We start from the raw sequence: 23,073 nt of genomic DNA, 5'->3' as shown, positions 1-23,073 counted from the left end.
AGCCTCTAGAGTGGGGTGACACTACCGCCCACGCGAGGACCAGCCGCAGTGACTTTGCCTGAAACGCCCCCGTACCGTGTCTTTCTCGTCGACGATCATGCCGTGTTCCGCTCCGGTGTCCGCGCCGAACTCGGCAGGGAGGCGGACATGGAAGTGGTGGGCGAGGCGGGCGGTGTCGCGGAGGCGGTGGCCGGAATCAACGCCACCTCACCGCACGTCGTGCTGCTCGACGTCCATATGCCCGACGGGGGCGGTGTCGCGGTGCTGCGGGGCATCGAGTCGGGTCCGGTGTGCCTGGCGTTGAGTGTGTCCGACGCCGCCGAGGACGTGATCGCCGTCATCCGCGCGGGCGCCCGGGGGTACGTCACCAAGACGATCTCGGGAGCGGAATTGGCCGACGGCGTGCGCCGGGTCGCCGGCGGTGACGCCGTGTTCAGCCCGCGACTGGCGGGCTTCGTGCTGGACTCCTTCACCGGACGGTCCAATGCTCCTGAGCCGCAACTGGATCCGGAGCTCGATTCGCTGACGCCGCGGGAGCTGGAAGTGCTGCGGCTGCTCGCCCGGGGGTACACATACCGCGAGATCGCCGAGGAACTTGTGATTTCGGTGAAGACCGTCGAAACCCATGCGTCGAACGTGCTGCGGAAGACGCAGCAGTCCAACCGGAATGCGCTCACCCGGTGGGCGCACCGCCGGCGGATCGACTGAGGTCGACGGTTCTCAGGGCTGCGCGAGAAGGACGATCACGGCCACCAGTACAGCCAGGATCAGGATCGCGACCATGACACCCATCGCGATCGGCGCCCACGCCACCACCTGGTCGCGGACCGTCGGGGCCGGCGCACCCGGAGCGGGTTTCGCGGGGCGCGGGGGCCACTGCAGCCGGCCGAGCGGACGGGGCACATTCTTCAACGGGGTGCTCTGATGCACCGCGGGCAGACCGGCCTGGGTGGAACTCACCAGCTTGGTCCGCCGCCGTGAATCGGGCAGCGGCGTCGAGCGGTGCGCCCACGCCGGGATGGTGCCGTCCGCGGAATAGACCGGCGAGCCGACGAGGTGCGCGACGTTGCCGTCGCCTGCCATGGCCACCCGGGCCAGCGCGTCGCGGGCCTCGGCCATCGTCGGACGACGCGCCGGGTCGGGTTCGAGCAGGTGCAGCAGCGTGTCGGTGAGCGGTCCGGCCTTGCTCGGACGGTAGATCTCGGCCTTCGCGACCCGGTGCAGGAGTGCAATGGAATCCGAGTCGATCCCGAACGGCGGCTGGCCCTCGACGACGGTGTACAGCGTGGAACCGAGCGAGAAGACGTCGCTGGCCTCGGTGGGATCCTGGCCGCGGGCGACCTCGGGGGAGAAGTACGCCGGTGTGCCGGTGATGACCCCGTTCGTGTTGTCGGCGGAATCGCCTTTGGCGCGGGCGATTCCGAAGTCGCTGATCTTCACCGTGCCGAGTTCCCGGCCGCGGTCGGCGACGAGGATGTTGCCCGGCTTGATGTCCCGGTGCACGATCCCGGCGGCGTGCGCGGCGGTGAGCGCGTCGGCCACCTGCGCGCCGATCTGCGCAACCTCCAGCGGGGGCAGGGTGTCGGCGATGTTCATCGCCTGGGCGAGACTGCGCGACGGCAGGTACTCCATGACCAGCCAGGGTTCGCCGGCCTCGAGTGCCACGTCGTACATCGCGATGGAATGACTGTGGGCGAGTTTGGCAGCGTTGCGCCCTTCCCGCATGGTGCGTTCGCGGACGCGCCGGGCCTCGTCGGGGTCGAGTCCGGCGGTCGTGGTGACCTGTTTGATGGCGACGTCGCGGTGCAGCAGGGTATCCCGCGCGAGCCACACCGCGCCCATTCCGCCGCCGCCCAGTTTGGACCGCAGTCGGTACCGTCCGGCCACCAGGTATTCGGGTCCGATGCCCCTCTCGCTCTGCTCCTGCTCCATCACGCGTTCAGGTTAGAGGATTGCGCGGACACGGGATGCGCGACGGTCCTGACCTGGCCGTTCGGGGTCCACTTGACGGGCCACTACCGACCCGCTTTACTTGAAACGGGTTCGAAAATACGTTCGAACAAAGCGTCTGTTCGAGCCGCGTCTTCCCCGTGGTTGCCGACCGCTGTTGGTGCCGAGTGTCAGGGGTGTCGAGTTGGCTGAAGTGGCCGGGGTACCGGGGTCTGCTGAGCTGTCCGGGCTGTCCCGGCAGGAGCGTCTGGACCTCCTCCGGCGCCGGATGGCCGCCGTCCCCGCACGCGGGGAGTCGGTGGCGAACCGTGCCCCGGTGGAGAGTGCGCGTCCCACGACGGGTGCCCCGGCGGTTCCCGATTCCCACGCCGCCGGGGTGCTCCCGGTTCCGGCTGCGCTGGCCGATCTCCTTCCCCGGGGCGGGCTGGTGCGCGGTTCGGTGGTGTCGGTGTCGGGTGCCACTTCGCTCCTGCTGGGGCTGGTCGCATCGGTGACCGCGGACGGGGGCCACGTCGCGGTGATCGGGCATCCCCGGCTCGGGGTGCTGGCGGCGGTCGAGATGGGCGCGCAACTGGAACGGCTGGCCCTGATCCCCGACCCGGGCGCCGATCCGGTGGAGATCGCCGCGGTGCTGCTGGACGGAATGGATCTGGTGGTGCTCGGACTGGGCGGGGCATCGGTGGCGCCGTCCCGGACGCGTGCGGTGGTGGCCCGGGCCCGGAGCAAGGGGTCGACCCTGGTCGTCACGGACGGGCACTGGGACGGTGCGGAGATGAGGCTGGAAGCCCGGGTGCACGGATATGCGGGGCTGGGCAACGGATCTCAGGACCGGGGATGCGGACGATTGCGTTCCCTCAGCCTGGCGGTGTGCGCTCGGGGGAGGTCGTTCCAGCCGCGCACCACCCGGCTGGACGTGCGGTCGGCGCAGGGCAGGGTGGAGTGGGTGAGCACGCCGGAACCGGTGGTGCCCCTCGAGAACGGTCCCGTCCCCGAGGGAGCGGAGGTAGTGGGCCTGTGAGCCGGGTGCTGGCGCTGTGGTGTCCGGACTGGCCCGCCGTCGCGGCAGCCGCGGCCGCGGACCTCCCCCCGACTCATCCGGTGGCGGTGACGTCGGGCAATCGGGTGATCGCCTGCTCGGCGCCGGCCCGCGCGGACGGGGTGCGCAGAGGTCTGCGCCGCCGCGAGTCCCAGGCCCGGTGCCCCCGGTTGCACGTGGTGACAGCCGATCCCGACCGCGACGCGCGGCTGTTCGAGCCGGTCGCCTCGGCCGTCGACGCGGTGGCGCCCGGTGTCGAGGTGCTGCGTCCCGGTCTCGTGGTGCTGTCCGCTCGCGGCGTCGCCCGGTACTTCGGTTCGGAGGAAGCCGCCGCGGAACGGTTGGTGGATCAGGTGTCGGCGGTGGGGGTGGAGTGTCAGGTCGGTATCGCCGATCAGCTGTCCACGGCCGTGATCGCCGCGCGCAGAGCAACTCTCGTGCCGGCCGGGGAGGGAGCGGCCTTCCTGGCGCCGCTGCCGATGAGGGAGCTGGCCGCCGAGCCGAGCCTCGCGGCGCCGCATCGCGGTGAGCTGGTCGATCTGCTGCACCGGCTCGGGCTGCGCACGATCGGCAGTTTCGCCGCACTGTCGGCGGGCGATGTGGCGTCGCGGTTCGGAACCGATGCGGTGCTGGCGCATCGGGCCGCACGCGGCGAGCCGGAGCGTCCCCCGTCGGGCCGGTCGCTGCCTCCCGACCTGGAGGTCGAGGAGCACTGCGATCCCGTGATCGAACGGGTCGACGCCGCCGCCTTCGCGGGGCGCGCGCTGGCGGAGAAGCTTCATCGCACGCTGTCGGACGCCGCGGTGGCCTGCACCCGGCTGTCCATCTCGGCGAGCACCGGCAACGGTGAGCAGCTGTCCCGGATCTGGAGATGCGCGGAACCGTTGACCCCGGAGGCCACGGCCGACCGGGTGCGGTGGCAGCTGGACGGATGGCTGACCGGTCGTAGCGAGAAGCGACCCACCGCCGGTATCGCCGTCCTGCGGCTCGAACCGGTGGAAGTGGTGGCGGCCGGCGCCCTGCAACTGGGGCTGTGGGGTGGGGTCGGCGATCAGGACGAGCGCGCCCGGCGGGCTCTGGTGCGGGTGCAGGGACTGCTCGGCGGGGAAGCCGTGCAGGTGGGGGTCCTCAGCGGTGGGCGGGGCCCGGCGGAGCGCATCACGTTGCTGCCGTTGGGCGACGAGTTGATCCCCCGCAACGATCCGTCGGAGCCGTGGCCGGGCACGCTGCCGGAACCGGCGCCTGCCGCGGTACTGACCGCCCATCCGGAGGTGTGGATGTCGGACGAGCGGGGTACGGCCGTGACGGTCACGGAACGGGGTGTGTTCAGCGCGCCTCCTGCCCGGTTGCGGTGGGGGAGCCGGGAGTGGGCGGTGTGTGGATGGGCCGGACCGTGGCCAGTGGACGAGCGGTGGTGGGACCCTCCGGCGGCCCGGACGGCGGCCCGGGCCCAGGTGCTGCTGGAGGAGTCGCGGGCGCTGCTGGTGATCTGCACGGCGGGCCGTTGGTCGGTGGAGGGAATCTACGAGTGACACCGGCGATCCCCGACATCCCTTGCGAACCGACCGTTCGAAATGCTTTGCTGTGCAGTGGGTCGCGTGCCGGTGGCGGACAGCGTCAGGCATGGAGGCCGGCCACAGCCGCATCGTCGGCTCGTGGCAGATCCAGAAAGGGTCGACTGTGACCATTTCTTTCAATCACACGATCGTCGCCGCCAAGAACAAGCAGGAATCGGCGACCTTCTTCACCACCTTGTTCGGACTGCCGGACGCCGTGCCTGCCGGGCATTTCCTGGCGGTCGCCCTCGACAACGGGGTGTCCCTCGACTTCGCGGAGCCGCCGATCGACTTCCCGCCGCAGCACTACGCCTTCCTCGTCGGGGAGGACGACTTCGACCGGATCTACGGCCTCATCGTCGAGTGGGGGCTCGACCACTGGGCGGATCCGCGGCAGACGCTGCCGGGCACCATCAACACCAACGACGGCGGGCGGGGCGTCTACTTCCTCGACCCGTCGGGCCATTATCTGGAGATCATCACCCGCCCGTACGGGTCGGGCCGGTAGTCCGCGGCCGGGGTGTCCGTACTCGCTAGTCTGGATTGTCGTGGACACGAGCAGGACGACCCCGACGCGTGCCGGTATCGAGATCGCCTACCGGGACAGCGGTGAATCCCCGGAACCGGCAACGGTGCCGGTGGTCCTGGTGCACGGGATGGGCGGTGACGGCGGCACCTGGGATCGATTCGCCCGTGCGCTCGTCGCCCGTGGGCGCCGGGTCCTCGTGCTCGACCTGCGGGGACACGGTCGCAGTGCGCGGGCCGCGTCGTACCTTTTCGACGAGTTCGGTGCCGACGTGGTGGAGGTGTGCGACAACCTCGGGCTGGCCCGGGTGGATCTCGTCGGGCATTCGCTCGGCGGTCATGCCGCGTCGCTCGCGGCGCAGGCCCGCCCGGGGCTGGTCCGCAGGCTGGTGATCGAGGAGGCGCCGCTTCCGCTGCGGCCCGGTGACCCGGAGCAGGTCTTCGCGAACCGGCTGCCGTCGTTGCCGGAACTGTGGCACGCGACGACGAGCCTGATCCGTCATCCGCGGGCCGCGTTCGCCTTCGATCGGTCGATGACGGGCTCCGCGATCGAGCAGTTCCGCCGCCCGGATCCGTTGTGGTGGGACCGATTGCCGGACATCGAGGCCGACACGCTCATCCTGCGGGGCGGCCCGGGCGGAATGGTGGATCCCCGCAGGCTCGAGTCCGCGGTCGCGGCGATTCCGAGGTGCCGGGTGGTGGTGTTTCCCGGCGGGCACAGCATTCATCGCGACCGGTACGACGAGTTCGCGGCGGCGGTCCTGCCGTTCCTGACGACGCCCGAACCGGGCTGACAAAAAGTCGGAAAATGTAAACCGCGACGGTCCCGACAGGACTAGCGTGGGAACGGAAGCGGGGCTCGGACCGACCGCACCGTCGCGACGAACACCCGAAACTGCGGGGCGTCGAGACAACGTGTCCGCACGTCCGGAAGAAGGCCCACGATGTCGACACTCACGCCCGGACGCCCCTACGCGCCCGGCAGGCAGGGATTCAGCTCACTCCGCGCCGGGGGACTCAACTGGGACGCGTTCCCGTTGCGTCTGTTCACGAAAGGCAACGCCAAGTTCTGGAACCCCACGGACCTCGACTTCACCCGGGACGCGGAAGACTGGGAGGGGCTGAACTCGGAGCAGCAGCGCAACTCCACGTATCTGGTCGCACAGTTCATCGCCGGTGAGGAAGCGGTCACCGAGGACATTCAGCCGTTCATGAAGGCGATGGCTGCCGAGGGTCGCTTCGGCGACGAGATGTATCTCACGCAGTTCTGTTTCGAGGAGGCCAAACACACTCAGGTGTTCCGGCTGTGGATGGACGCGGTGGGCCTGACCCGGGACCTGCACCCGTTCGTCGCCGACAACCCGTTCTACCGGCAGTTGTTCTACGAGGAGTTGCCGGGTTCGCTGAAGGTGCTCGAGACCGATCCCAGCCCGGCCAATCAGGTGCGGGCCAGCGTCACCTACAACCACGTCATCGAGGGCAGCCTTGCGCTCACCGGGTACTACGCGTGGCAGAAGGTGTGTACGACGAGGGGGATCCTGCCGGGCATGCAGGAACTCGTCCGCAGGATCGGCGACGACGAACGGCGCCACATGGCGTGGGGGACGTTCACGTGTCGCAGGCACGTGGCCGCCGACGACAGCAACTGGGGGGTCGTCCAGGAGCGGATGGCGGAACTGATGCCGATGGCACTGGGCATGATCGACTGGGTCAACAAGCAATTCGAGGTGCAGCCGTACGGCCTCGACGACCAGGAATTCATCGACTACGCGGCGGATCGGGCACAGCGCAGGCTGGGCGCGATCGAGTCCGCACGGGGACGCCCGGTCGAGGAGATCGATCTGGATTACTCGCCCGAGGCGCTCGAGGAGAAGTTCGGGGAGGAGGACGCCCAGGCGATGTCCGAGGCCGCGGGCTGAGGAACGCCCCGCGGTGGCGGGTGGCAGGATCGGCTCATGGCGCTCACCACACTCGATCGCAGGCTCCTCGGCTGGTCCGCAGCTTTCGTGATCTCGCAGGCGAATATCATCCGGCTGCTCGGCCCGATGGCACCGCGGCTCGCCGAGATCCAGACGGCCCGGTCCGCCCGGTCCTACACGGCGATACTCGACGGCATGACCGCCGCCGAGACGGCGCGTTACCGGAGCCACTACTACCCGGACTTCGTCCATCCGGTGATCTACGCGGTCGCGTTGCGCACGGGCGCACAGCGTCTGGCCGAGTTGACACCGTTGTCGACGCGCACGCAGTGGGCGCTGGCGGCGGCCCCGGTGATCTCGGCGGCGGGGGACTACGCCGAGAACCTCGTCGGACTGCACCTGCTGTCGCACCGCGAGCACATCACCGACGCGACCGTCCGGGCCACCAGCGCGGTCAGCGTCACCAAGTGGGTCCTTGCCCTCGGCGCACTCGGATACCTGTCCCAGGGATTCGTGCGAGTCTGGGCGGGAAAGCTGTTCTCCCGCTAGATTCGGGCACATGTGTGCTGCCGAACTCGGCGTCGAGTACTTCACCGGTCAGGCCGAGTTCCGGCAGTGGCTCGGCGCCCATCACGACTCCTCACCCGGCGTCTGGCTGAAGATGGCCAAGAAGGGGTCGGCGCATTCGTCGATCGGCTACGACCAGGCCCTCGAGGTCGCGCTCTGCTACGGCTGGATCGACAGCCAGGTCCGCCGCGTCGACGACGACTTCTTCGTGCAGCGGTTCACCCCGCGCTCGTCGCGGAGCCCGTGGTCGAAGCGGAACCGGGAGTTCGCCGAGAAACTCGCCGAGGCCGGTCTCCTCGAACCCGCCGGGGCGGCGGAAGTGGAACGGGCCAGAGCAGACGGTCGCTGGGACCGCGCGTACGCGGGACAGAAGGCCGCGGAGATCCCGCAGGACTTCTTGGACGCCCTCGCGCAGAATCCCGAGGCGGAGGCCTTCTACGCGACGCTCGACAGCCACAACCGGTACGCCATCTTCTACCGACTGCAGGACGCGAAACGCCCGGAGACGCGTGCCCGCCGCATCGAGAAGTTCGTCCAGCAGTTGGCGGAACGCAGGAAGTTCCACGACTGACCGATTTTCGGGGCTGACACAATGGCATCGTGCCCGACACGATCACCGCCACCTGCTCCGCGCTGTCCGCTTGCGACGAACCCCTCGCAGGGACCGCTGCGCAGGTCACCGGATGGGTGTGCCTGGAATTTCCGGGTGCCTGGGGCCGGGACGTGCTCGACGGCACGGCGCTCGGCCCGGACCTCGCCCGGGAACTCGGCGCCCGCGCGGACGCGGCCGGGGTGCGGATCATGTTCATCCGCCGACCGGGCCGCAACGCCGCGGCCCCGGATCGGCGCACGGTGCTGCTGGCGCAGTCGCATCCCGCGCGGTCGTGGTGCGAGCGGCTCGAGATCGCGTTCCCGGAGGACCTCCTCGATCTCGACCTCGGTCTGGTCGCCGGGACCGCGCCCGGTCTGGGAACGCCCGTGACGGACCCCGTCGTGCTGGTGTGCGCGCACGGAAAACGAGATCAGTGCTGCGCCGTCCTCGGACGTCCGGTCGCGGCGGCACTGGCCGAGGAATTCGGCGACGCCGTGTGGGAGTGCTCACACACCGGTGGGCACCGCTTCGCGCCGTCGCAGATCCTGCTGCCGACGGGCTACACGTACGGCAGGCTGTCGGTGCGGCAGAGCGTCGAGGCGGTGCGCGCCGCGGCCCGCGGCGAGGTGTACCCGACCGGGCTGCGCGGACGCAGTTGCTGGGACGTGCCGGGACAGGTCGCGGAACTCGCCGTCCGCGAATTCGTGGACGCCGCCGCGGACGATCTGACGGTCCTTGCGAATTCGATCGTCACCCACCGCGACGGACGCCGCTGGGCCGTCGAGGTGGAGGAACGGGAACTGCCGCCCCGGCCGGCGAGTTGCGGGGCGGCGCCGAAGCCGGTGCGACCGGTCGTCGCCACCGGAATCCGCGCGCTCGCCCCCTGAGACGGTCACCAGTGGGTGCCGGGCACCAGCCTTCCGACCTTCCGGGCGGCGCGGCCCAGCACCGACGACGTGTGCTGCCGGGGTTCCGGCGCGTGCCGGGGAACCGGTGCCGCGTCCGCCGTGCTCTCACCTTTCGCCGCCGGTGAGTCGGGGAACATGCGGTACATCTGGTGCATCACGCGGTCCTTGACGGCGGGCGCGAAGACGTGGCCGAGTTCCCCGAGCGTGCCGGTGGGGACGTCGATGCGCTTGGGGCGTTCGATCAGCGCCCGGACCACCATCGCGGCCGCCTTCTCCGGTGACGTGATCGGACCCACGTTGTACCGGCCGGTGGGTGCGATCATCGGTGTCTCCACCAACGGCATGTGGATGGTGGTGAAGGTGATTCCGTCCGACAGGGTTTCGGACGCCGCGACATCGGTGAAGCCGTCGAGCGCCGACTTGCTCGCGATGTAGGCGGCGAACCGCGGTGTCGCACCCTGGACCCCGGCGCTGCTGATGTTGACGATGTGCCCGAACCGCCGTTCGCGCATCTGCGGGAGGAACGCGAGGACGAGGCGGACGGCGCCGAAGTAGTTGACGGCCATGGTCCGCTCGAAGTCGTGGAACCGGTCCGTCGAGTGGTAGAGACCCCGCCGGATCGAACGTCCGGCGTTGTTGACCAGCATGTCGACGTGATCGTGTTCGGCGAGAACGGCTTTGACGGTGTGTTCCACCGACTCGTCGTCGGTGATGTCGCAGGTGTATCCGAAGGCCTCGCCGCCCGCGGCGCGGATCTCGGAAACCACCGCGTCGAGTTCCTCGGTGCGCCGGGCTAGGAGAATCACCGTCGCGCCCTTGCGGGCCGTCGCGATCGCAGAGCTGCGGCCGATCCCGGACGATGCGCCGGTGATCACGACGTGCCTGCCCACGAGCGGTCCGGCCGGGTGGGGCCGTCGCGCGCGGTCGGGGTCGAGGTTCTCGCGCCAGTACGACCACAGGCGGCCGGCGTACGACGCGAAATCGGGGACATCTATTCCTGTGCCGCGCAGCGCTTCCCGGGTGTCGTCGTTCACGAACACCGTGGGCAGGGTCATGTTCTCGACGAGGACCGGCGGAATGCCGAGGCCGCCGAGAACGACCTTGCGGGCCGCGTCGAGGGCCGAGTCGGGGGTGGGGGTGAGGAAGGGGCGGACGAGTCCGCCGGGCAGGCCGGCCGCGGGGTGCGGTGCGCCGGCGGCCTTCGCGAGCGCGGCGTAGATCTCCCGGACCGGCTGGGGTCGCGGATTCACGAGATGGAACGTCCGGCCGTCTCGTCCGGGCGCCGACATCAACTCCACGAGGGCCGCCGCCACGTAGTCGACGGGGACGACGTTGGTCGATCCGATCCGGGGGACCGCCACGGGCAGGGCCGCGGGGAGTTTCGCGAGCGCCGCGATGGCGGGGAACAGATAGTACGGACCGTCGATCTTGTCCATCTCGCCGGTGACCGAACTGCCGACCACCGCGGAGGGGCGGTAGATGCGCCTGCGCACGCCCTCGGCCTCGCGGACCAGTTTCTCGGCCTCGAATTTGGTGCGGTGGTACGGGGTCGGAAAACCCTGACCGAGGTCGAAATCGGTTTCCCGGAAGGGTCCTTCGTGGTCGCCGGCGACGGCGATCGAGGAGACGTGGTGAAGGGTGGCGTCCAGTTGCCGGGCCAGTTCGATCACCGAGCGGGTGCCGTCGACATTGGTGGCGGCCTGCTCGTCACCCACCGTGAGGTCGTAGATCGCGCCGAGGTGCAGGACGTGGTCGGCCGCGGGTGCCGAGGTGATGCCGAGGCCCGGCTCGGTCAGGTCGCCGATCAGTGGATGCACCCTCTCGCCGCCGGGCATGCCCTCGACGAGGGTCTCCAGTCGCGCGACCGACGCGCGGCGGACGAGGACGTGGATCTCGGCTGATTCATCGCGGTCGAGGATGAGGGGCAGCACGTGCCGACCCAGGAATCCGGTTCCGCCGGTGACGAGGTAGGTGGCCATGACCCCGAACTTACTCCTCGGTAAGATATTGCACTAGTGGCCGAGGCCCACCTTGGCGTGCACCGTCTTCATCCATGCCGGAGCCCACCAGTTGGCCTCGCCCATCAGCTTTACGAGGGACGGAACGAGGAGCATCCGGACGACCGTCGCGTCGACGAGGAGGGCGACGATCATGCCCACGCCGAGAAGCCGCATGATCGACAGGCCGGAGACGGTGAACGCTCCGGTCACCACCACGAGCAGCAGCGCGGCGGCCGTGACGATCCGGCCCGTGCGCTCGGTGCCGAAACGCACCGCCTCCTCCGTGGTCGCGCCCGCCTCGTGGGCCTCGACCATGCGCGACATCAGGAACACCTCGTAGTCGGTCGACAGGCCGAAGACCACGGCGAGGATGAGCACCACGAACGTCGCCTCGAGGGGATTCGGGCTGACCCCCAGCAGACTCGCACCGTGCCCCAGCTCGAAGATCCACGTGAGCACACCGAACGTGGCGGCGAGGCTCAACCCCGCCATCGCGACCGCCTTGATCGGCAGCACCACCGACCCGAACGCCAAAAACAACAACACCAGCGTCGAACCCACCATGATCGCGATCATCACCGGCATGCCGTGCACGATCGCCGCGTTGCCGTCGTCGACGGTCGCCTGACCGCCGCCGACGAGAAGTTCGGTCCCCTCCGGCGCGGCGAGGGCGCGCAGACCCGCCACCGCGGCGCTCTGGTCGTCGGTGGTGACGCCCTCGGAGTAGACGGCCTGGATCGCGACCAGTTCGTTGCCGGACGCGACGACGGTGGCCGCCCCGATACCGGCCACCCGGCCGGCGGCCTGGGCGACCGCGGCGCCGTCGGCGGCGGTCGGGGCCGTGCCGTCGGTGCCCCGGAGGATGAGGGTGGCGCCGTTTCCGGTGGTGGGAAATTCGGTGCTCAGAGTGTCGGTGGCGATGCGTGCGGGATCGTTCTCCGGCAGCGCCGTGTACGTGACCTCACCGAGTGACGCACTGAGCAGGGGCGAGGCGAGGACCATCAACCCCGCGACGATGCCGACCGCGATGGCGACCGGTCGCCGCATCACCCACGTGACGACCGAACCCCAGAACCTGCGGGCGCGCACCTCACCGCGCTGGGCCGCGTCCTTGCGCCAGCTCAATGCGTTGATTCGGTGTCCCAGGATCGCGAGCAGTGCCGGGACCGCGGTCAGGGACAGCAGAGCCGCGCTCGCGACCGCGGCCATCGCGCCGAATCCGAGCGATTTGATCACGTCCTGCGGAAACACCAGCATGCCCGAGAACGCGCACACGAGAAGCAGACCGGAGAACAGCACGGTGCGGCCCGCCGTCAGGACGGTGCGCCGGGTCGCCTCGGCGACATCGGCGCCGGATTCGAGTTCCTCGCGGAAACGTCCGACGATGAACAGGCCGTAGTCGATCGCGAGCCCCAGGCCGAGCAGGGAGGCCACATTGATCGCGAACGAACTGACGTCGGTGAACAGGGTCAGCAGGCGCAGCGTGGCCAGGGCGCTGAAGATCGAGAGCAGCCCGACGAACACCGGAACGGCAGCGGCCACCAGCCCGCCGAAGATGAAGACCAGCAGCACGAGAGTGATCGGGATCGCGATCGCCTCGGCCAGCACCAGGTCCCGTTGCAGCCGGTTGTCGAACGCCACACCCACCACCGAGTTGCCCGCGAACTCGGTGTCGATGCCCTCCACCTCGAGCTTCGGCAGCAGGTCGTCGAACGTGGCAGCGGTGATCCCGGCACCGGGGTCGACGGTGATCGCGGCCGACGCCTTGGTGCCGTCCTTCGACACCATCAACTGTTTCCTCGTCGCGTCCGCGGTCCAGTAGGACGTCACCGCATACGTCGGCACATCGGCCGCGAACCGGTCGAGGCTCGCGGTGACCTCGGGGCCGAGGTCGTCCAGCGTCTTCCCGTCGGGTGAGGTGTAGATGACGATGATGTCCGGGGTCTGTGGACCCAGGTTGTCCTGGACGATCCGGGCCACCTCGGCGGATTCGCTACCGGGGTCGGTGAATCCACCCGAGCTGAGTTTCGCGAAGACGCCGGTGCCCCAGGCACCGCTCACCAGAACGGCGATCACGGCGAGGGTCAGGACCCACCATTTGCGTGAAACAACGGTCGAGGCCCAACGTGTCATGCGTCAACTCCGGATGGTGTGAGGGGGCGGTGCGACTGCCGACTGTAGTGCGGATCGAGGAGTTCCCGGTGGGGGTGGCCCGCACTCGTCGTGCAGGATGGTCGGATGACGATCACCGGTCAGCGGCTGTCGAGGGAGATCCCGGGACCGGCCGATGGATGAGCAACTGCGGCGTGTCTACGAAGCGACCGTCCGCCGCGTCCCGATGATCGCCGACCAGATCGGGGACCCCGGCGACTCCTCGTTCCCGGCCGACCGCCTGACCGATCCCGGCTGGCTCGCGGACCGGATCGCGGACACGGCGCGGCGGTGGGGCAGTGGCGATCCCCGCGTCGACGGCACCCTCTGGTGGTACGCGGCCAGTTCGACACTGACCGGAATCCCGATCGCGACCGCGCTCGTCACGGGGTTCGCCGCCCGGCCGAGGCTCGGCGACGCCGTGGCGTTCCTGCGCGGCGACGGGTCTCTCGGCGGCCTGACCGCGTCGTCGGCGCTGCCGGTCGCCGAGGGGCTGTCCGTGCTGGCCTCGGAGATGGCCGGGGCGCTGACGCCGATCATCGACGCCCTCGCCGCGGCGGCCGGAGTGCGGCAGGCCGCGATGTGGGCGATCGCGACGGATTCGATCGCCAACCGGGCCCTCGACGCCGGCGCGGCCTGCGGCGACCGGGTACGCGGCAGTGTCTTCGCCCGGGAACTGGTGGACGCCTTGCACCGGGCGGGGGTCGTGATGCCCGACCCGCGGTTCGTCGACGTGCGCGCCGGGGCGGTGTCCCGCCGGTTCACGCAGCGGGCGTCGTGCTGCCTGATCTACGAGACCCCCGGGCCGGACAAGTGCGTGAGCTGCCCGAGAAGACCTGCCGACGACCGGTTGCGAGGACTGGCCGCGCTCGTGACATGAGTCCGGTGCCCCGCATTGACCCGCCCGGGCATGCGATGGCAGACTGACGGCATTCGAACTCCCGTTCGAACGATGCGCCTTCCCCAGCGGCATCTTCCATGGTCTCGGCACGGCATGTGCGCGGCATGAAGAGGTGTAGCCAGATGGGTTGGGGAAACGGTCCGCCGACATGGTCCGAGATGGAGCGGGTCCTGTCGGGCCGGCCGGGGCGGATTCCCCCGGAGTCGCTGTATCCGGGCGACGGCGGCGACAGTCCCGCGTGGTCGCGCAAGCGGGGCGAGTACCGGGCGGGCCGTCGGGAACGCATCGGCTCCACCGTTCCGTATGCCGAACTCCACGCGCATTCGGCGTTCAGTTTCCTCGACGGCGCCTCGCCGCCGGAAGAGTTGGTGGAGGAGGCCGTCCGGCTCGGTCTCGAGGCCATTGCGCTCACCGACCACGACGGGTTCTACGGTGTGGTCCGGTTCGCGGAGGCGGCGAAGGAACTGAACATGCGCACCGTGTTCGGCTCCGAACTGTCGTTGGACGACGCGCATCTGCTGGTGCTGGCGCGAGGTCAGGAAGGGTACCGAAGGCTCTCCCGGGAGATCGCGGCGGCGCACCTCGCGGGAGGGGAGAAGGGCAAACTCCGTTACGACCTCGACCGTCTCGCCGACGCGGCCGGTGGGCACTGGCAGATCCTGACCGGGTGTCGGAAGGGTCATGTGCGTCAGGCGCTGGCCGACGGTGGCCCGGACGCCGCAGCCGGACGGCTGCGGGAACTGATCGACCGGTTCGGGGCCGACCGGGTCACGGTGGAACTCACCCATCACGGCGTCGCGGAGGACGGTGAGCGCAACGCCTGCCTCGCCGAACTCGCACAGCGGCACGGACTTCGGGTGATCGCGTCCACGGCCGCGCACTTCGCGGGACCGCCGCGGCGAAGGCTGGCCATGGCGATGGCCGCCGTCCGGGCCCGGCAGAGTCTCGACGACGCGGCCGGGCACCTGGCGCCTGCCGGCGGAGCGCACCTGCGGTCCGGTGAGGAGATGGCACACCTCTTCGCCGCGTATCCGGAAGCCGTGCGCGGTGCCGCGGACCTCGGTCTGGAGTGCGCGTTCGACCTACGGCTCATCGCGCCGCAACTGCCCCCGTTCGACGTGCCCGACGGGCACACCGAGGCGAGTTGGCTGCGGCAGCTCACGATGGACGGAGCACGACGCCGTTACGGTGCGCAGGCGGACCGGCCGGAGGCCTACCGGCAGATCGAGCACGAACTGGACATCATCACCGAGCTGAACTTTCCGGGCTACTTCCTGGTGGTCCACGACATCGTGTCGTTCTGCAAGAACAACGACATCCTCTGTCAGGGAAGGGGTTCGGCGGCCAACTCCGCCGTCTGCTTCGCCATCGGCATCACCAACGTGGATCCCGTCCGCAACAAGCTGCTGTTCGAACGTTTCCTCTCACCCGAACGCGACGGCCCCCCGGACATCGACGTCGACATCGAATCCGATCGCCGGGAGGAGGCCATCCAGCACGTCTACGCCAAGTACGGACGCCAGTACGCGGCGCAGGTGGCGAACGTCATCACGTACCGCGGGAAGTCCTCGGTGCGGGACATGGCCCGGGCGCTGGGTTTCTCGCAGGGGCAGCAGGACGCGTGGAGCAAACAGGTCAGCCGCTGGGGCGGCATCGGGAAGGAGGCCGGCACCGACATTCCGCCGGCCGTCCTCGAACTGGCCGCGCAGATCGAGGGGTTTCCGCGGCACCTCGGCATCCACTCGGGAGGCATGGTGATCTGCGACCGGCCGATCGCCGACGTGTGCCCGGTGGAGTGGGCGCGCATGGAGAACCGCAGTGTTCTGCAGTGGGACAAGGACGATTGCGCGGCAGTGGGTCTGGTGAAGTTCGACATGCTGGGCCTCGGGATGCTCTCGGCGCTGCACTACATGATCGACCTGGTGGCCGAGCACAAGGGGATCGAGGTGGATCTGGCGCAACTGGACCTCTCGGAGAGCACCGTCTACGAGATGTTGCAGCGGGCGGACTCGGTGGGGGTGTTCCAGGTGGAGTCGCGGGCCCAGATGGCCACCCTGCCGAGGCTGAAACCGCGGAACTTCTACGATCTGGTGGTGGAGGTGGCGCTCATCCGCCCCGGTCCGATCCAGGGCGGTTCGGTGCACCCGTACATCCGCCGCCGCAACAAGCTAGAGCCGGTGACCTACGATCACCCGTCCCTGGAGAAGGCGCTGAAGCGGACGCTGGGTGTGCCGCTGTTCCAGGAGCAGTTGATGCAGATGGCGGTCGACGTCGCGGGTTTCAGCCCGGCCGAGGCCGACCAGCTGCGCCGGGCCATGGGATCCAAGCGGTCGCCGGAGAAGATGGAACGGTTGCGGGGGCGGTTCTACCAGGGGATGCGGGACGTGCACGGGATCGGCGGCGACGTGGCCGACCGGATCTACGAGAAGTTGTACGCCTTCGCGAATTTCGGTTTCCCCGAAAGCCATTCGCAGAGTTTCGCCGCCCTCGTGTTCTATTCGTCGTGGTTCAAGCTGCATCATCCGGCGGCGTTCTGCGCCGGTCTGCTGCGGGCGCAGCCGATGGGGTTCTACTCGCCGCAGTCGCTGGTGGCCGACGCCCGCAGGCACGGGGTGCAGGTGCGCGGCGCGGACATCAATGCGAGTCTCGCGCACGCCACCGTCGAGGCGGATGGAACGGAGGTGCGTCTCGGGCTCGGGGAGGTGCGGCACATCGGGACCGCGCTGGCCGAGCGGATCGTCGAATCCCGCGGCGACGGAGGGCCGTACACGTCGTTCCTCGACCTCACCGGCCGGGTGGAACTGAGCACGGCGCAGGCCGAATCGCTGGCTACCGCGGGTGCTCTCGACAGTTTCGGGTTGTCCCGGCGGGAAGCGTTGTGGGCGGCGGGCGCCGCGGCGGGGGAGCGCCGCGACCGGCTGCCGGGGATCGGGGCGTCCACCCGCGCGCCGACCCTGCCGGGGATGAGCGATCTCGAACTGGCCGCGGCCGACGTGTGGGCCACCGGGGTGTCCCCGGACACGTACCCCACCCAGTTCCTGCGTCCGCAACTCGACGCGCTCGGGGTGGTCCCGGCGGCGCACCTGCTCGATGTCCCCGACGGCGACCGGGTTCTGGTGGGAGGGGCGGTGACCCACCGGCAGCGCCCGGCGACGGCGGCGGGAGTCACGTTCATCAACCTCGAGGACGAGACCGGGATGGTCAATGTGGTGTGTTCGGTGGGATTGTGGGCGAAGTACCGCAAGCTCGCCAACACGGCACCCGCACTGCTGATCCGCGGCAGGGTGCAGAACGCGGAGGGGGCGGTGACGGTGGTGGCGGATCGGTTGCAGCTGATGGATCTGCGGGTGTCCGCCAAATCCCGGGACTTCCGGTGAGCGCGCACCGCTAGCATTCGGACATGAGGAGATACGTCTTGTCGGCGATCGTCGTGGCCACCCTGGCGCTTGCGGGGTGTAGTGGTTCCGGAAGCGATTCTTCCCAGCCGTCGCCCGCCCCCGCGACGGGGAACCCGAGCGGGATGGAAATCGGTGGCGCGGTCCAGCAACCCGCGAAGGATCAGGCACCCACCGACCGGCAGGAGATCATCACCGGCCAGGTCGCGATCACCGCCGACGACCCGGTGGCCGTCGGCAGGCAGATCGTGGACGAGGTCGACGATCTGGGCGGGCGCGTCGACCAGCTCACCGAACAGCCGGGCTCCGACGACCAGGACGCGAGCAGTTCCCTGACCATCCGCGTGCCCGCCGATTCGCTCACCCGGACGCTGGACGATCTGCGTCGACTCGGCAAGGTCACCAGCGTCAGCGTCACGAAGAGCGACGTGACGATGCAGTCGCAGGACCTCGACGCCCGGATCGGAGCCTTGACGGCGTCCGTCACCCGCTTGCAGGCCCTCATCACGTCGGCGGCCAACACGGCGGATCTGATCGAGGCCGAGCGTGCACTGTCGGAGCGTCAGGGCGAACTCGACAGTCTGACCGCCCAGAAGCGGTCGCTGAGCGACCAGGTGGCGCTGGCGACGCTCACGATCGACGTCACCGCCACCGATGCCGCACAACCCAGTCCCGGTCCGGACAACTTCTGGGAAGGCGTCGTCGCGGGTTGGAACGCCCTGCTGTCCGCGATCAAGGGCGGCGCCGTGGTCGTGGGAGCGCTGATTCCCTGGTTCGGATTCGTGGCCGTCATCGCACTGATCGGGTACGGCGCGTACCGTCTGCGCCGGATGTCCAACAGGCAGCCCAGCCCCCCGCCGGGCCCGGCGCCGGAACGAGAAGAGGCGAAGACCCCATGATCGAAGTCGACCTGAAGGCCCTGGACGGTGCGTTGGCGTCGGGTGCCCCCGTCATCGACGTGCGCGAGGCCGACGAGTACGCGCAGGCGCGGGTTCCCGGTGTGACGCTGATCCCGCTCAGCGAGTTCGTTGCGCGGGTGGACGAGATCCCGGACGCCGAGGTCGTCTACGTGATCTGCGCGGTGGGTGGCCGGAGCCTGCAGGCCGCGGAGTACCTGAATGCGCGGGGAATCAACGCCGTGTCGGTCGCGGGCGGGACGTCCGCGTGGATGCAGTCCGGGCGGCCCGTCGAGTCGGGCGCCTGACGGGTGGTCAGCGGGCTGCGCCGTAGGCGTGGACCCGGTCCCGGGCGACGCGCTCGCCGAGTAGTCCGGTGACGTGCCGCAGCGTGTTGACGGCGACGGTGCCCCAGATCAGGAGCAGCGCGCACCACAGGGTCACGCCTGCGCCCACGATCACGACCGAATCCAGTGCGACGCCCAGCGAGTTCGCGCCCAGCGCGCACGTGCCGACCGGGAAGGTGAAGCTCCACCAGCTCGGTGCGAACGTCAGCCCGCGCCGAAACGCGCCGGCGGTCACGGTGACGAGCGTCGCGAGGGTGACGACACCGAGCGCGCCGACCGTGGTCCCGTAGACCACACCCACCGAATGCAGCCAGGCCTGGCCGGAGGCGCCGCCGAGCAGATTGATCGCCGCCACCGACTGTCCGATGACGCCGAGCGGAATCCACAGCGTGGGAACGAGCGGGATGTCGGGGAGGCCGTTGCGCACCAGGTGGCTCCCGACGACGGCGGCGACGGTCAGCGCCGCGCTCAGCGCGAGGGCGAACAGTGCGTAGCAGAGCACCAGCAGCGCGATCCGCGGTGCGCCGTCCGCGAGATGCCGGACCAGTGCGGACCCCGTGGCGGCCGACACCATGGGCGGCACGACGGGCATGAGCCAGGACGGCGCCGGGGCCACCTGGTGCGGCCGGGTCAGCCTGCGGGCCATGACGGCGAAGGTGACGAGCCCGAGCGCGGTCCCGATCGTCCACAGGATGGCCGCGACGGCGACGGCGGCACCGCCGAGCAGTTCGTGGCCCGCCGATCCGGTGGCGGCACCGACGGTCAGTACAGCCATCGCCACCGCGCCGTAGAACGGGAACATCGTGTGGCTCCGGGCGTCCGCGAGGGCGTCGTAGCGGCGAAGAATCCAGTGCCGCGCGAGTGCGGTCGTCAGCCCGGTGAGCAGCGTCACGGCGATCAGCCAGAAGATCTCGGCGACCGTGCGGGCCACGAGAACGTCGGCGGGAAAAGCCGCGGCGACGACTGCGACGATGCCGGTGCCCATCACTGCTGCGAACCAATTCGGGGTCATACCAGAAGCCTGCCGCGGCATCGTCGTGGCCGGTAGAAGGCTTGTCGTTGAATGCCCACAAATCGCGTTTGTGGGACTAGCCTTGGGTTGTGCCGCTGTCTCCCCGTGTCCCCGAACTCGGTGCCCTCGACGTCCTGCTGTCCGTCGAGCGGCTCGGGAGCATGGGCGCGGCGGGCCGCGAACACGGGCTCAGCCAGCAGGCCGTCAGTGCACGTGTGCGGTCCGCCGAGCGCCAGTTCGGCATCAAGGTGTTCAGTCGCGGCGCGAGCGGGGTGCGACCCACGTCGGAGGGCGCCTTGATCCTGGAATGGGCGAGCCACATCCTCGCCACGGCCGAGGAACTGGCGTCCGGGGTCGCCGCCCTGCGCGGCGAGCGGCAAGCCGGACTGACGGTGGCGGCCAGCATGACGATCGCCGAGTACCTGGTCCCCGGATGGACCGTCGCGATGCGGCGCAAGTACCCGAACGTGGTGACCAACGTGCGGTTGCTGAACTCGTCGGAGGTGACCGCACGGGTGCTGTCCGGTGAGGCGGATCTCGGTTTCGTCGAGGGCCCGGACATTCCGGCGGGACTGCAGGTGCGGGAGATCGGCCGCGACCATCTGGTGGTCGTGGTGCCGCCGGAGCACGAATGGGTGCGCCGGTCACCGATTCCGGTGTCCGAACTCGCCGCGACGCCGATGATCCAGCGGGAGTCCGGTTCCGGAACACGCACCACGCTGGAGAACGCGGTGCCGCAGTGTGTCCCGCCGTTGCTGGAGTTGACGTCGTGCACGGCCGTGAAGGCGGCGGTCGTCGCGGGCAATGCGCCGGCGGTGCTGTCGTCCCTCGCGGTGGCCGCCGATCTGACGGACGGCCGCCTGGCCTCCGTTCAGGTGGAGGGGCTGAGCATGCCGCGCCGCCTGTCCGCGGTGTGGGATCCGGTGCGCGGGGTGCAGGGCGCCGCACGCGACTTCCTGGACATCGCCCTCGGTGCCGGCGCGGCCGCGGTTACCGGGCCGCGCCGCTGAATCCGTGCTGGCGCCACGCCTCGTAGGTGACGAGGGCGGCGGCGTTGGACAGGTTCAGGGAGCGCCGGCCGGGCAGCATCGGGATGCGGAGCCGCTCCGTGACGTGCGGGTCGGCCAGCACCTCCGCGGACAGTCCGGTGGGTTCCGGGCCGAACAGCAGGACGTCGCCGGGCTGGTACGCGATGTCGGCGTACGAGACGGTGGCGTGGGCGGTGAACGCGTACACCCGCTCCGGCCGCATCGCAGCCCAGGCCGCCTCGAGGTTCTCGTGCACGGTCACCGACGCCAGGTCGTGGTAGTCGAGCCCGGCTCGTTTGAGTTTCGGTTCGGACAGGTCGAATCCGAGTGGGCCCACCAGGTGCAGTTCGCAACCGGTGCCCGCCACCATGCGGATGGCGTTGCCGGTGTTGGGTGGGATTCGGGGTTCGTGGAACATCACTCGGAACACCCGCACAGCTTAGGGCCCCACCGCGGCGCGGCATGATGGACGCATGGATCCGGTGGAAGAAGTGGTGGGTGAGGATTACGGCGACGCCCGGCTCCCCGCGCAGAACTGGCAGCGACGGCACTACACGAAATGCAATTTCCGCGACGCCGACTTGAGTGAACTCCGCACCGAGTCGGTGATCTTCACCGACTGCGATTTCACCGGGGCAGACCTCGCCGAGTCGCATCACGTGGGTACGGCGTTCCGGTCCTGTTCGTTCACGAGAACGACGCTGTGGCACAGCGAGTTCCGCAACTGCAGCTTCCTCGGATCGGAATTCGACCACTGCAGGCTGCGCCCGATGGTGTTCGACGAATGCGACTTCACGCTCGTGTCGCTCGGCGGCGCGGACCTGCGCGGACTCGATCTCACGGACTGCCGGTTCCGGGAAGCCAACCTCGTCCGCACCGACCTCCGGCGGGCCGTGCTCCGCTCGGCGGACCTGCTCGGCGCCCGCACCGGTGGCGCGAAATTCGACGGTGCCGACCTGCGTGGAGCCCACGTCGACGCGAACCTGTGGACGGCGGCCTCACTGGACAAGGCGCAGATCGAACTCACCCAGGCCATCGCCTACGCGACAGCCAACGGCCTCATGGTGGAACCGACCTGACGCGGGTCTGGCGAACCTGAGAGAATGGGGCACGTGACTGCAACGATCCTCGATGGCAAGGCGACCCGCGACGAAATCTTCGAAGACCTGAAGGTGCGGGTGAGCGCCCTGAAGGACAAGGGCATCACGCCCGGTCTCGGCACCGTTCTGGTGGGCGACGACCCGGGGTCGGCCGCCTACGTGCGCGGCAAGCACAACGACTGCGCCAAGGTCGGGATCACCTCGATCCGCCGCGATCTGCCCGGCGACATCACGCAGGACAAGCTCGACGCCACCATCGACGAGCTCAACGCGAATCCGGACTGCACCGGATACATCGTGCAGCTCCCCGTGCCGAAGCAGCTCGACGAGAACGCCGCCCTCGAGCGCATCGACCCCGACAAGGACGCCGACGGCCTGCACCCGGTCAACCTGGGCCGGCTGGTGCTCGGCAAGGAAGCGCCGCTGCCGTGCACGCCGCGCGGAATCCTGCACCTGCTGCGCCGCTACGAGGTGCCGATCGCGGGCGCGAACGTCGTCGTGGTCGGCCGCGGAATCACGGTCGGCCGGCCGATCGGTCTGCTGTTCACCCGGCGCAGCGAAAACGCCACCGTCACCCTCTGTCACACCAAGACGCGGGATCTCGCCGCCGAGGTGCGCCGCGCCGACATCGTGATCGCGGCGGCCGGTGTCCCCGGGCTGGTGACGGCCGACATGGTCAAGCCCGGCGCGGCGGTACTCGACGTGGGTGTGAGCCGCACCGAGGACGGACTGCGCGGCGACGTGGCGGCGGACGTCGCCGAGGTCGCCGGTTTCCTGTCGCCGAACCCCGGTGGTGTCGGACCGCTCACCCGGGCCTTCCTGCTGACCAACGTCGTGGAGCGGGCCGAGCGTGTCGCAGCGTCTCTCGGCTGAGATGGCCGACTGGGGGCAGTTCGCGAAGAAGAACCTGCCGATGCTGGCAGTCCTCGTCGTCATCGTGGTGGCCGTCGGGTTCGTGCTCGCGGATCGGTGGCGGCGAGGAGCCTTCGTGTTCGGCGTCGCCACCCTCCTGGCGGCGGTCTTCCGGTTGACGATGCCGTCGGAGCGGGTGGGGCTGCTCGCGGTGCGCAGCAAGCCTTTCGACGTGGGCGCACTCGTGGCCGTCGGCGGCGCGATCGTGTGGCTGGCCGTGTCGATCGACCCGCTCGGCACCGACTAGCGGTCCGAGCGGGCGTCGTCCCGCGCCGGGG

Annotated in this window: 22 protein-coding genes; 17 read left to right on the top strand and 5 right to left on the bottom strand. The window is 69.7% G+C overall.

The genetic code is table 11. From position 1 onward, the window contains the following. The first annotated feature begins 48 nt into the window (after window positions 1–48). Window positions 49–708 (top strand): response regulator transcription factor, encoded by a 660-nt coding sequence (locus tag ACFTWF_RS09480; protein WP_009479420.1) that lies wholly within the window; start codon window positions 49–51, stop codon window positions 706–708. 12 nt (window positions 709–720) lie between these two features. Here the strand turns inward: ACFTWF_RS09480 and ACFTWF_RS09475 are convergent, their stop codons facing one another. Continuing rightward, window positions 721–1,932 (bottom strand): serine/threonine-protein kinase, encoded by a 1,212-nt coding sequence (locus ACFTWF_RS09475; RefSeq protein WP_378460980.1) that lies wholly within the window; start codon window positions 1,930–1,932, stop codon window positions 721–723. Between the two features lie 202 nt (window positions 1,933–2,134). Here ACFTWF_RS09475 and ACFTWF_RS09470 point away from each other — a divergent pair, with 202 nt between their 5' ends. From ACFTWF_RS09470 to ACFTWF_RS09435, 8 genes are all read left to right on the top strand, one after another. Then, window positions 2,135–2,968, top strand: a complete 834-nt coding sequence (locus tag ACFTWF_RS09470) for a hypothetical protein (protein WP_378460979.1) — start codon at window positions 2,135–2,137, stop codon at window positions 2,966–2,968. Next, a complete protein-coding gene (locus ACFTWF_RS09465) occupies window positions 2,965–4,518 on the top strand; it encodes a DNA polymerase Y family protein (RefSeq protein ID WP_378460978.1) in 1,554 nt (517 codons plus the stop codon). The genes ACFTWF_RS09470 and ACFTWF_RS09465 overlap by 4 nt, the downstream gene beginning before the upstream one ends. A gap of 148 nt (window positions 4,519–4,666) precedes the next feature. Beyond that, window positions 4,667–5,050 (top strand): VOC family protein, encoded by a 384-nt coding sequence (locus ACFTWF_RS09460; protein ID WP_378460977.1) that lies wholly within the window; start codon window positions 4,667–4,669, stop codon window positions 5,048–5,050. Window positions 5,051–5,090: 40 nt separating this feature from the next. Next, on the top strand, window positions 5,091–5,861 hold the full coding sequence (locus tag ACFTWF_RS09455) for an alpha/beta fold hydrolase (RefSeq protein WP_378460976.1): 771 nt from the start codon (window positions 5,091–5,093) through the stop codon (window positions 5,859–5,861). 150 nt (window positions 5,862–6,011) lie between these two features. After that, the gene (locus ACFTWF_RS09450) at window positions 6,012–6,986 is read left to right on the top strand and encodes a R2-like ligand-binding oxidase (protein ID WP_378460975.1); all 975 of its coding nucleotides are present in this window, start codon (window positions 6,012–6,014) and stop codon (window positions 6,984–6,986) included. Window positions 6,987–7,022: 36 nt separating this feature from the next. Then, a complete protein-coding gene (locus ACFTWF_RS09445; protein WP_378460974.1) occupies window positions 7,023–7,535 on the top strand; it encodes a hypothetical protein in 513 nt (170 codons plus the stop codon). Between the two features lie 10 nt (window positions 7,536–7,545). After that, window positions 7,546–8,124 (top strand): YdeI family protein, encoded by a 579-nt coding sequence (locus ACFTWF_RS09440; RefSeq protein WP_378460973.1) that lies wholly within the window; start codon window positions 7,546–7,548, stop codon window positions 8,122–8,124. Window positions 8,125–8,153: 29 nt separating this feature from the next. Continuing rightward, window positions 8,154–9,032: a sucrase ferredoxin gene (locus ACFTWF_RS09435; protein ID WP_378460972.1), complete on the top strand. Its 879-nt coding sequence runs from the start codon at window positions 8,154–8,156 to the stop codon at window positions 9,030–9,032. Window positions 9,033–9,037: 5 nt separating this feature from the next. On the opposite strand, the gene ACFTWF_RS09430 is transcribed toward ACFTWF_RS09435, so the two are convergent. Further along, a complete protein-coding gene (locus tag ACFTWF_RS09430) occupies window positions 9,038–11,032 on the bottom strand; it encodes an SDR family oxidoreductase (RefSeq protein WP_378460971.1) in 1,995 nt (664 codons plus the stop codon). 33 nt (window positions 11,033–11,065) lie between these two features. Beyond that, window positions 11,066–13,186, bottom strand: a complete 2,121-nt coding sequence (locus ACFTWF_RS09425) for an MMPL family transporter (protein WP_378460970.1) — start codon at window positions 13,184–13,186, stop codon at window positions 11,066–11,068. 154 nt (window positions 13,187–13,340) lie between these two features. Here ACFTWF_RS09425 and ACFTWF_RS09420 point away from each other — a divergent pair, with 154 nt between their 5' ends. From ACFTWF_RS09420 to ACFTWF_RS09405, 4 genes are all read left to right on the top strand, one after another. Further along, the gene (locus tag ACFTWF_RS09420; protein ID WP_378460969.1) at window positions 13,341–14,084 is read left to right on the top strand and encodes a (2Fe-2S)-binding protein; all 744 of its coding nucleotides are present in this window, start codon (window positions 13,341–13,343) and stop codon (window positions 14,082–14,084) included. A gap of 143 nt (window positions 14,085–14,227) precedes the next feature. Next, a complete protein-coding gene (locus ACFTWF_RS09415) occupies window positions 14,228–17,482 on the top strand; it encodes an error-prone DNA polymerase (protein WP_378460968.1) in 3,255 nt (1,084 codons plus the stop codon). Window positions 17,483–17,505: 23 nt separating this feature from the next. After that, complete coding sequence (locus ACFTWF_RS09410) at window positions 17,506–18,399, top strand: DUF4349 domain-containing protein (protein WP_378460967.1); 894 nt, start codon at window positions 17,506–17,508, stop codon at window positions 18,397–18,399. Further along, entirely contained in the window at window positions 18,396–18,704 is a 309-nt protein-coding gene (locus ACFTWF_RS09405; protein ID WP_378460966.1) for a rhodanese-like domain-containing protein, read from the top strand. The genes ACFTWF_RS09410 and ACFTWF_RS09405 overlap by 4 nt, the downstream gene beginning before the upstream one ends. A gap of 7 nt (window positions 18,705–18,711) precedes the next feature. Here ACFTWF_RS09405 and ACFTWF_RS09400 read toward each other — a convergent pair whose 3' ends face one another. Then, window positions 18,712–19,755 (bottom strand): TDT family transporter, encoded by a 1,044-nt coding sequence (locus ACFTWF_RS09400; protein WP_378460965.1) that lies wholly within the window; start codon window positions 19,753–19,755, stop codon window positions 18,712–18,714. 89 nt (window positions 19,756–19,844) lie between these two features. Here ACFTWF_RS09400 and ACFTWF_RS09395 point away from each other — a divergent pair, with 89 nt between their 5' ends. Continuing rightward, on the top strand, window positions 19,845–20,765 hold the full coding sequence (locus tag ACFTWF_RS09395; RefSeq protein ID WP_378460964.1) for a LysR family transcriptional regulator: 921 nt from the start codon (window positions 19,845–19,847) through the stop codon (window positions 20,763–20,765). On the opposite strand, the gene ACFTWF_RS09390 is transcribed toward ACFTWF_RS09395, so the two are convergent. Beyond that, window positions 20,746–21,213: a tRNA (cytidine(34)-2'-O)-methyltransferase gene (locus tag ACFTWF_RS09390; RefSeq protein WP_378460963.1), complete on the bottom strand. Its 468-nt coding sequence runs from the start codon at window positions 21,211–21,213 to the stop codon at window positions 20,746–20,748. The genes ACFTWF_RS09395 and ACFTWF_RS09390 overlap by 20 nt on opposite strands. A gap of 43 nt (window positions 21,214–21,256) precedes the next feature. On the opposite strand from ACFTWF_RS09390, the gene ACFTWF_RS09385 reads away from it, so the two are divergent. Genes ACFTWF_RS09385 through ACFTWF_RS09375 form a run of 3 tightly spaced genes read left to right on the top strand, consistent with a single transcriptional unit; the run spans window position 21,257 to window position 23,042 of the window. After that, window positions 21,257–21,862 carry a pentapeptide repeat-containing protein gene (locus ACFTWF_RS09385; RefSeq protein ID WP_378460962.1) on the top strand — a complete coding sequence of 202 codons (606 nt, stop codon included), beginning with the start codon at window positions 21,257–21,259 and terminating at the stop codon, window positions 21,860–21,862. A gap of 33 nt (window positions 21,863–21,895) precedes the next feature. Further along, window positions 21,896–22,756, top strand: a complete 861-nt coding sequence (locus ACFTWF_RS09380) for a bifunctional methylenetetrahydrofolate dehydrogenase/methenyltetrahydrofolate cyclohydrolase (RefSeq protein ID WP_378460961.1) — start codon at window positions 21,896–21,898, stop codon at window positions 22,754–22,756. A gap of 1 nt (window position 22,757) precedes the next feature. Further along, window positions 22,758–23,042 carry a DUF3017 domain-containing protein gene (locus ACFTWF_RS09375; protein ID WP_185730088.1) on the top strand — a complete coding sequence of 95 codons (285 nt, stop codon included), beginning with the start codon at window positions 22,758–22,760 and terminating at the stop codon, window positions 23,040–23,042. The last annotated feature ends 31 nt before the right edge of the window (window positions 23,043–23,073 follow it).

It is taken from the genome of Rhodococcus sp. NPDC056960 (genome assembly GCF_042674125.1).
Classification (GTDB): domain Bacteria; phylum Actinomycetota; class Actinomycetes; order Mycobacteriales; family Mycobacteriaceae; genus Rhodococcus_F.
Note: the sequence above shows the minus strand (reverse complement) of the source record. Positions and strands in the feature narration are given on the sequence as shown.

Bases quoted from the DNA above. Each gene is read 5' to 3' on its own strand.
- ACFTWF_RS09475 (WP_378460980.1), bottom strand. From the start codon at position 1,932: ATGGAGCAGGAGCAGAGCGAGAGGGGCATCGGACCCGAATACCTGGTG.
- ACFTWF_RS09450 (WP_378460975.1), top strand. From the start codon at position 6,012: ATGTCGACACTCACGCCCGGACGCCCCTACGCGCCCGGCAGGCAGGGA.
- ACFTWF_RS09445 (WP_378460974.1), top strand. From the start codon at position 7,023: ATGGCGCTCACCACACTCGATCGCAGGCTCCTCGGCTGGTCCGCAGCT.
- ACFTWF_RS09440 (WP_378460973.1), top strand. From the start codon at position 7,546: ATGTGTGCTGCCGAACTCGGCGTCGAGTACTTCACCGGTCAGGCCGAG.
- ACFTWF_RS09430 (WP_378460971.1), bottom strand. From the start codon at position 11,032: ATGGCCACCTACCTCGTCACCGGCGGAACCGGATTCCTGGGTCGGCAC.
- ACFTWF_RS09425 (WP_378460970.1), bottom strand. From the start codon at position 13,186: ATGACACGTTGGGCCTCGACCGTTGTTTCACGCAAATGGTGGGTCCTG.
- ACFTWF_RS09420 (WP_378460969.1), top strand. From the start codon at position 13,341: ATGGATGAGCAACTGCGGCGTGTCTACGAAGCGACCGTCCGCCGCGTC.
- ACFTWF_RS09415 (WP_378460968.1), top strand. From the start codon at position 14,228: ATGGGTTGGGGAAACGGTCCGCCGACATGGTCCGAGATGGAGCGGGTC.
- ACFTWF_RS09410 (WP_378460967.1), top strand. From the start codon at position 17,506: ATGAGGAGATACGTCTTGTCGGCGATCGTCGTGGCCACCCTGGCGCTT.
- ACFTWF_RS09405 (WP_378460966.1), top strand. From the start codon at position 18,396: ATGATCGAAGTCGACCTGAAGGCCCTGGACGGTGCGTTGGCGTCGGGT.
- ACFTWF_RS09400 (WP_378460965.1), bottom strand. From the start codon at position 19,755: ATGACCCCGAATTGGTTCGCAGCAGTGATGGGCACCGGCATCGTCGCA.
- ACFTWF_RS09385 (WP_378460962.1), top strand. From the start codon at position 21,257: ATGGATCCGGTGGAAGAAGTGGTGGGTGAGGATTACGGCGACGCCCGG.
- ACFTWF_RS09375 (WP_185730088.1), top strand. From the start codon at position 22,758: ATGGCCGACTGGGGGCAGTTCGCGAAGAAGAACCTGCCGATGCTGGCA.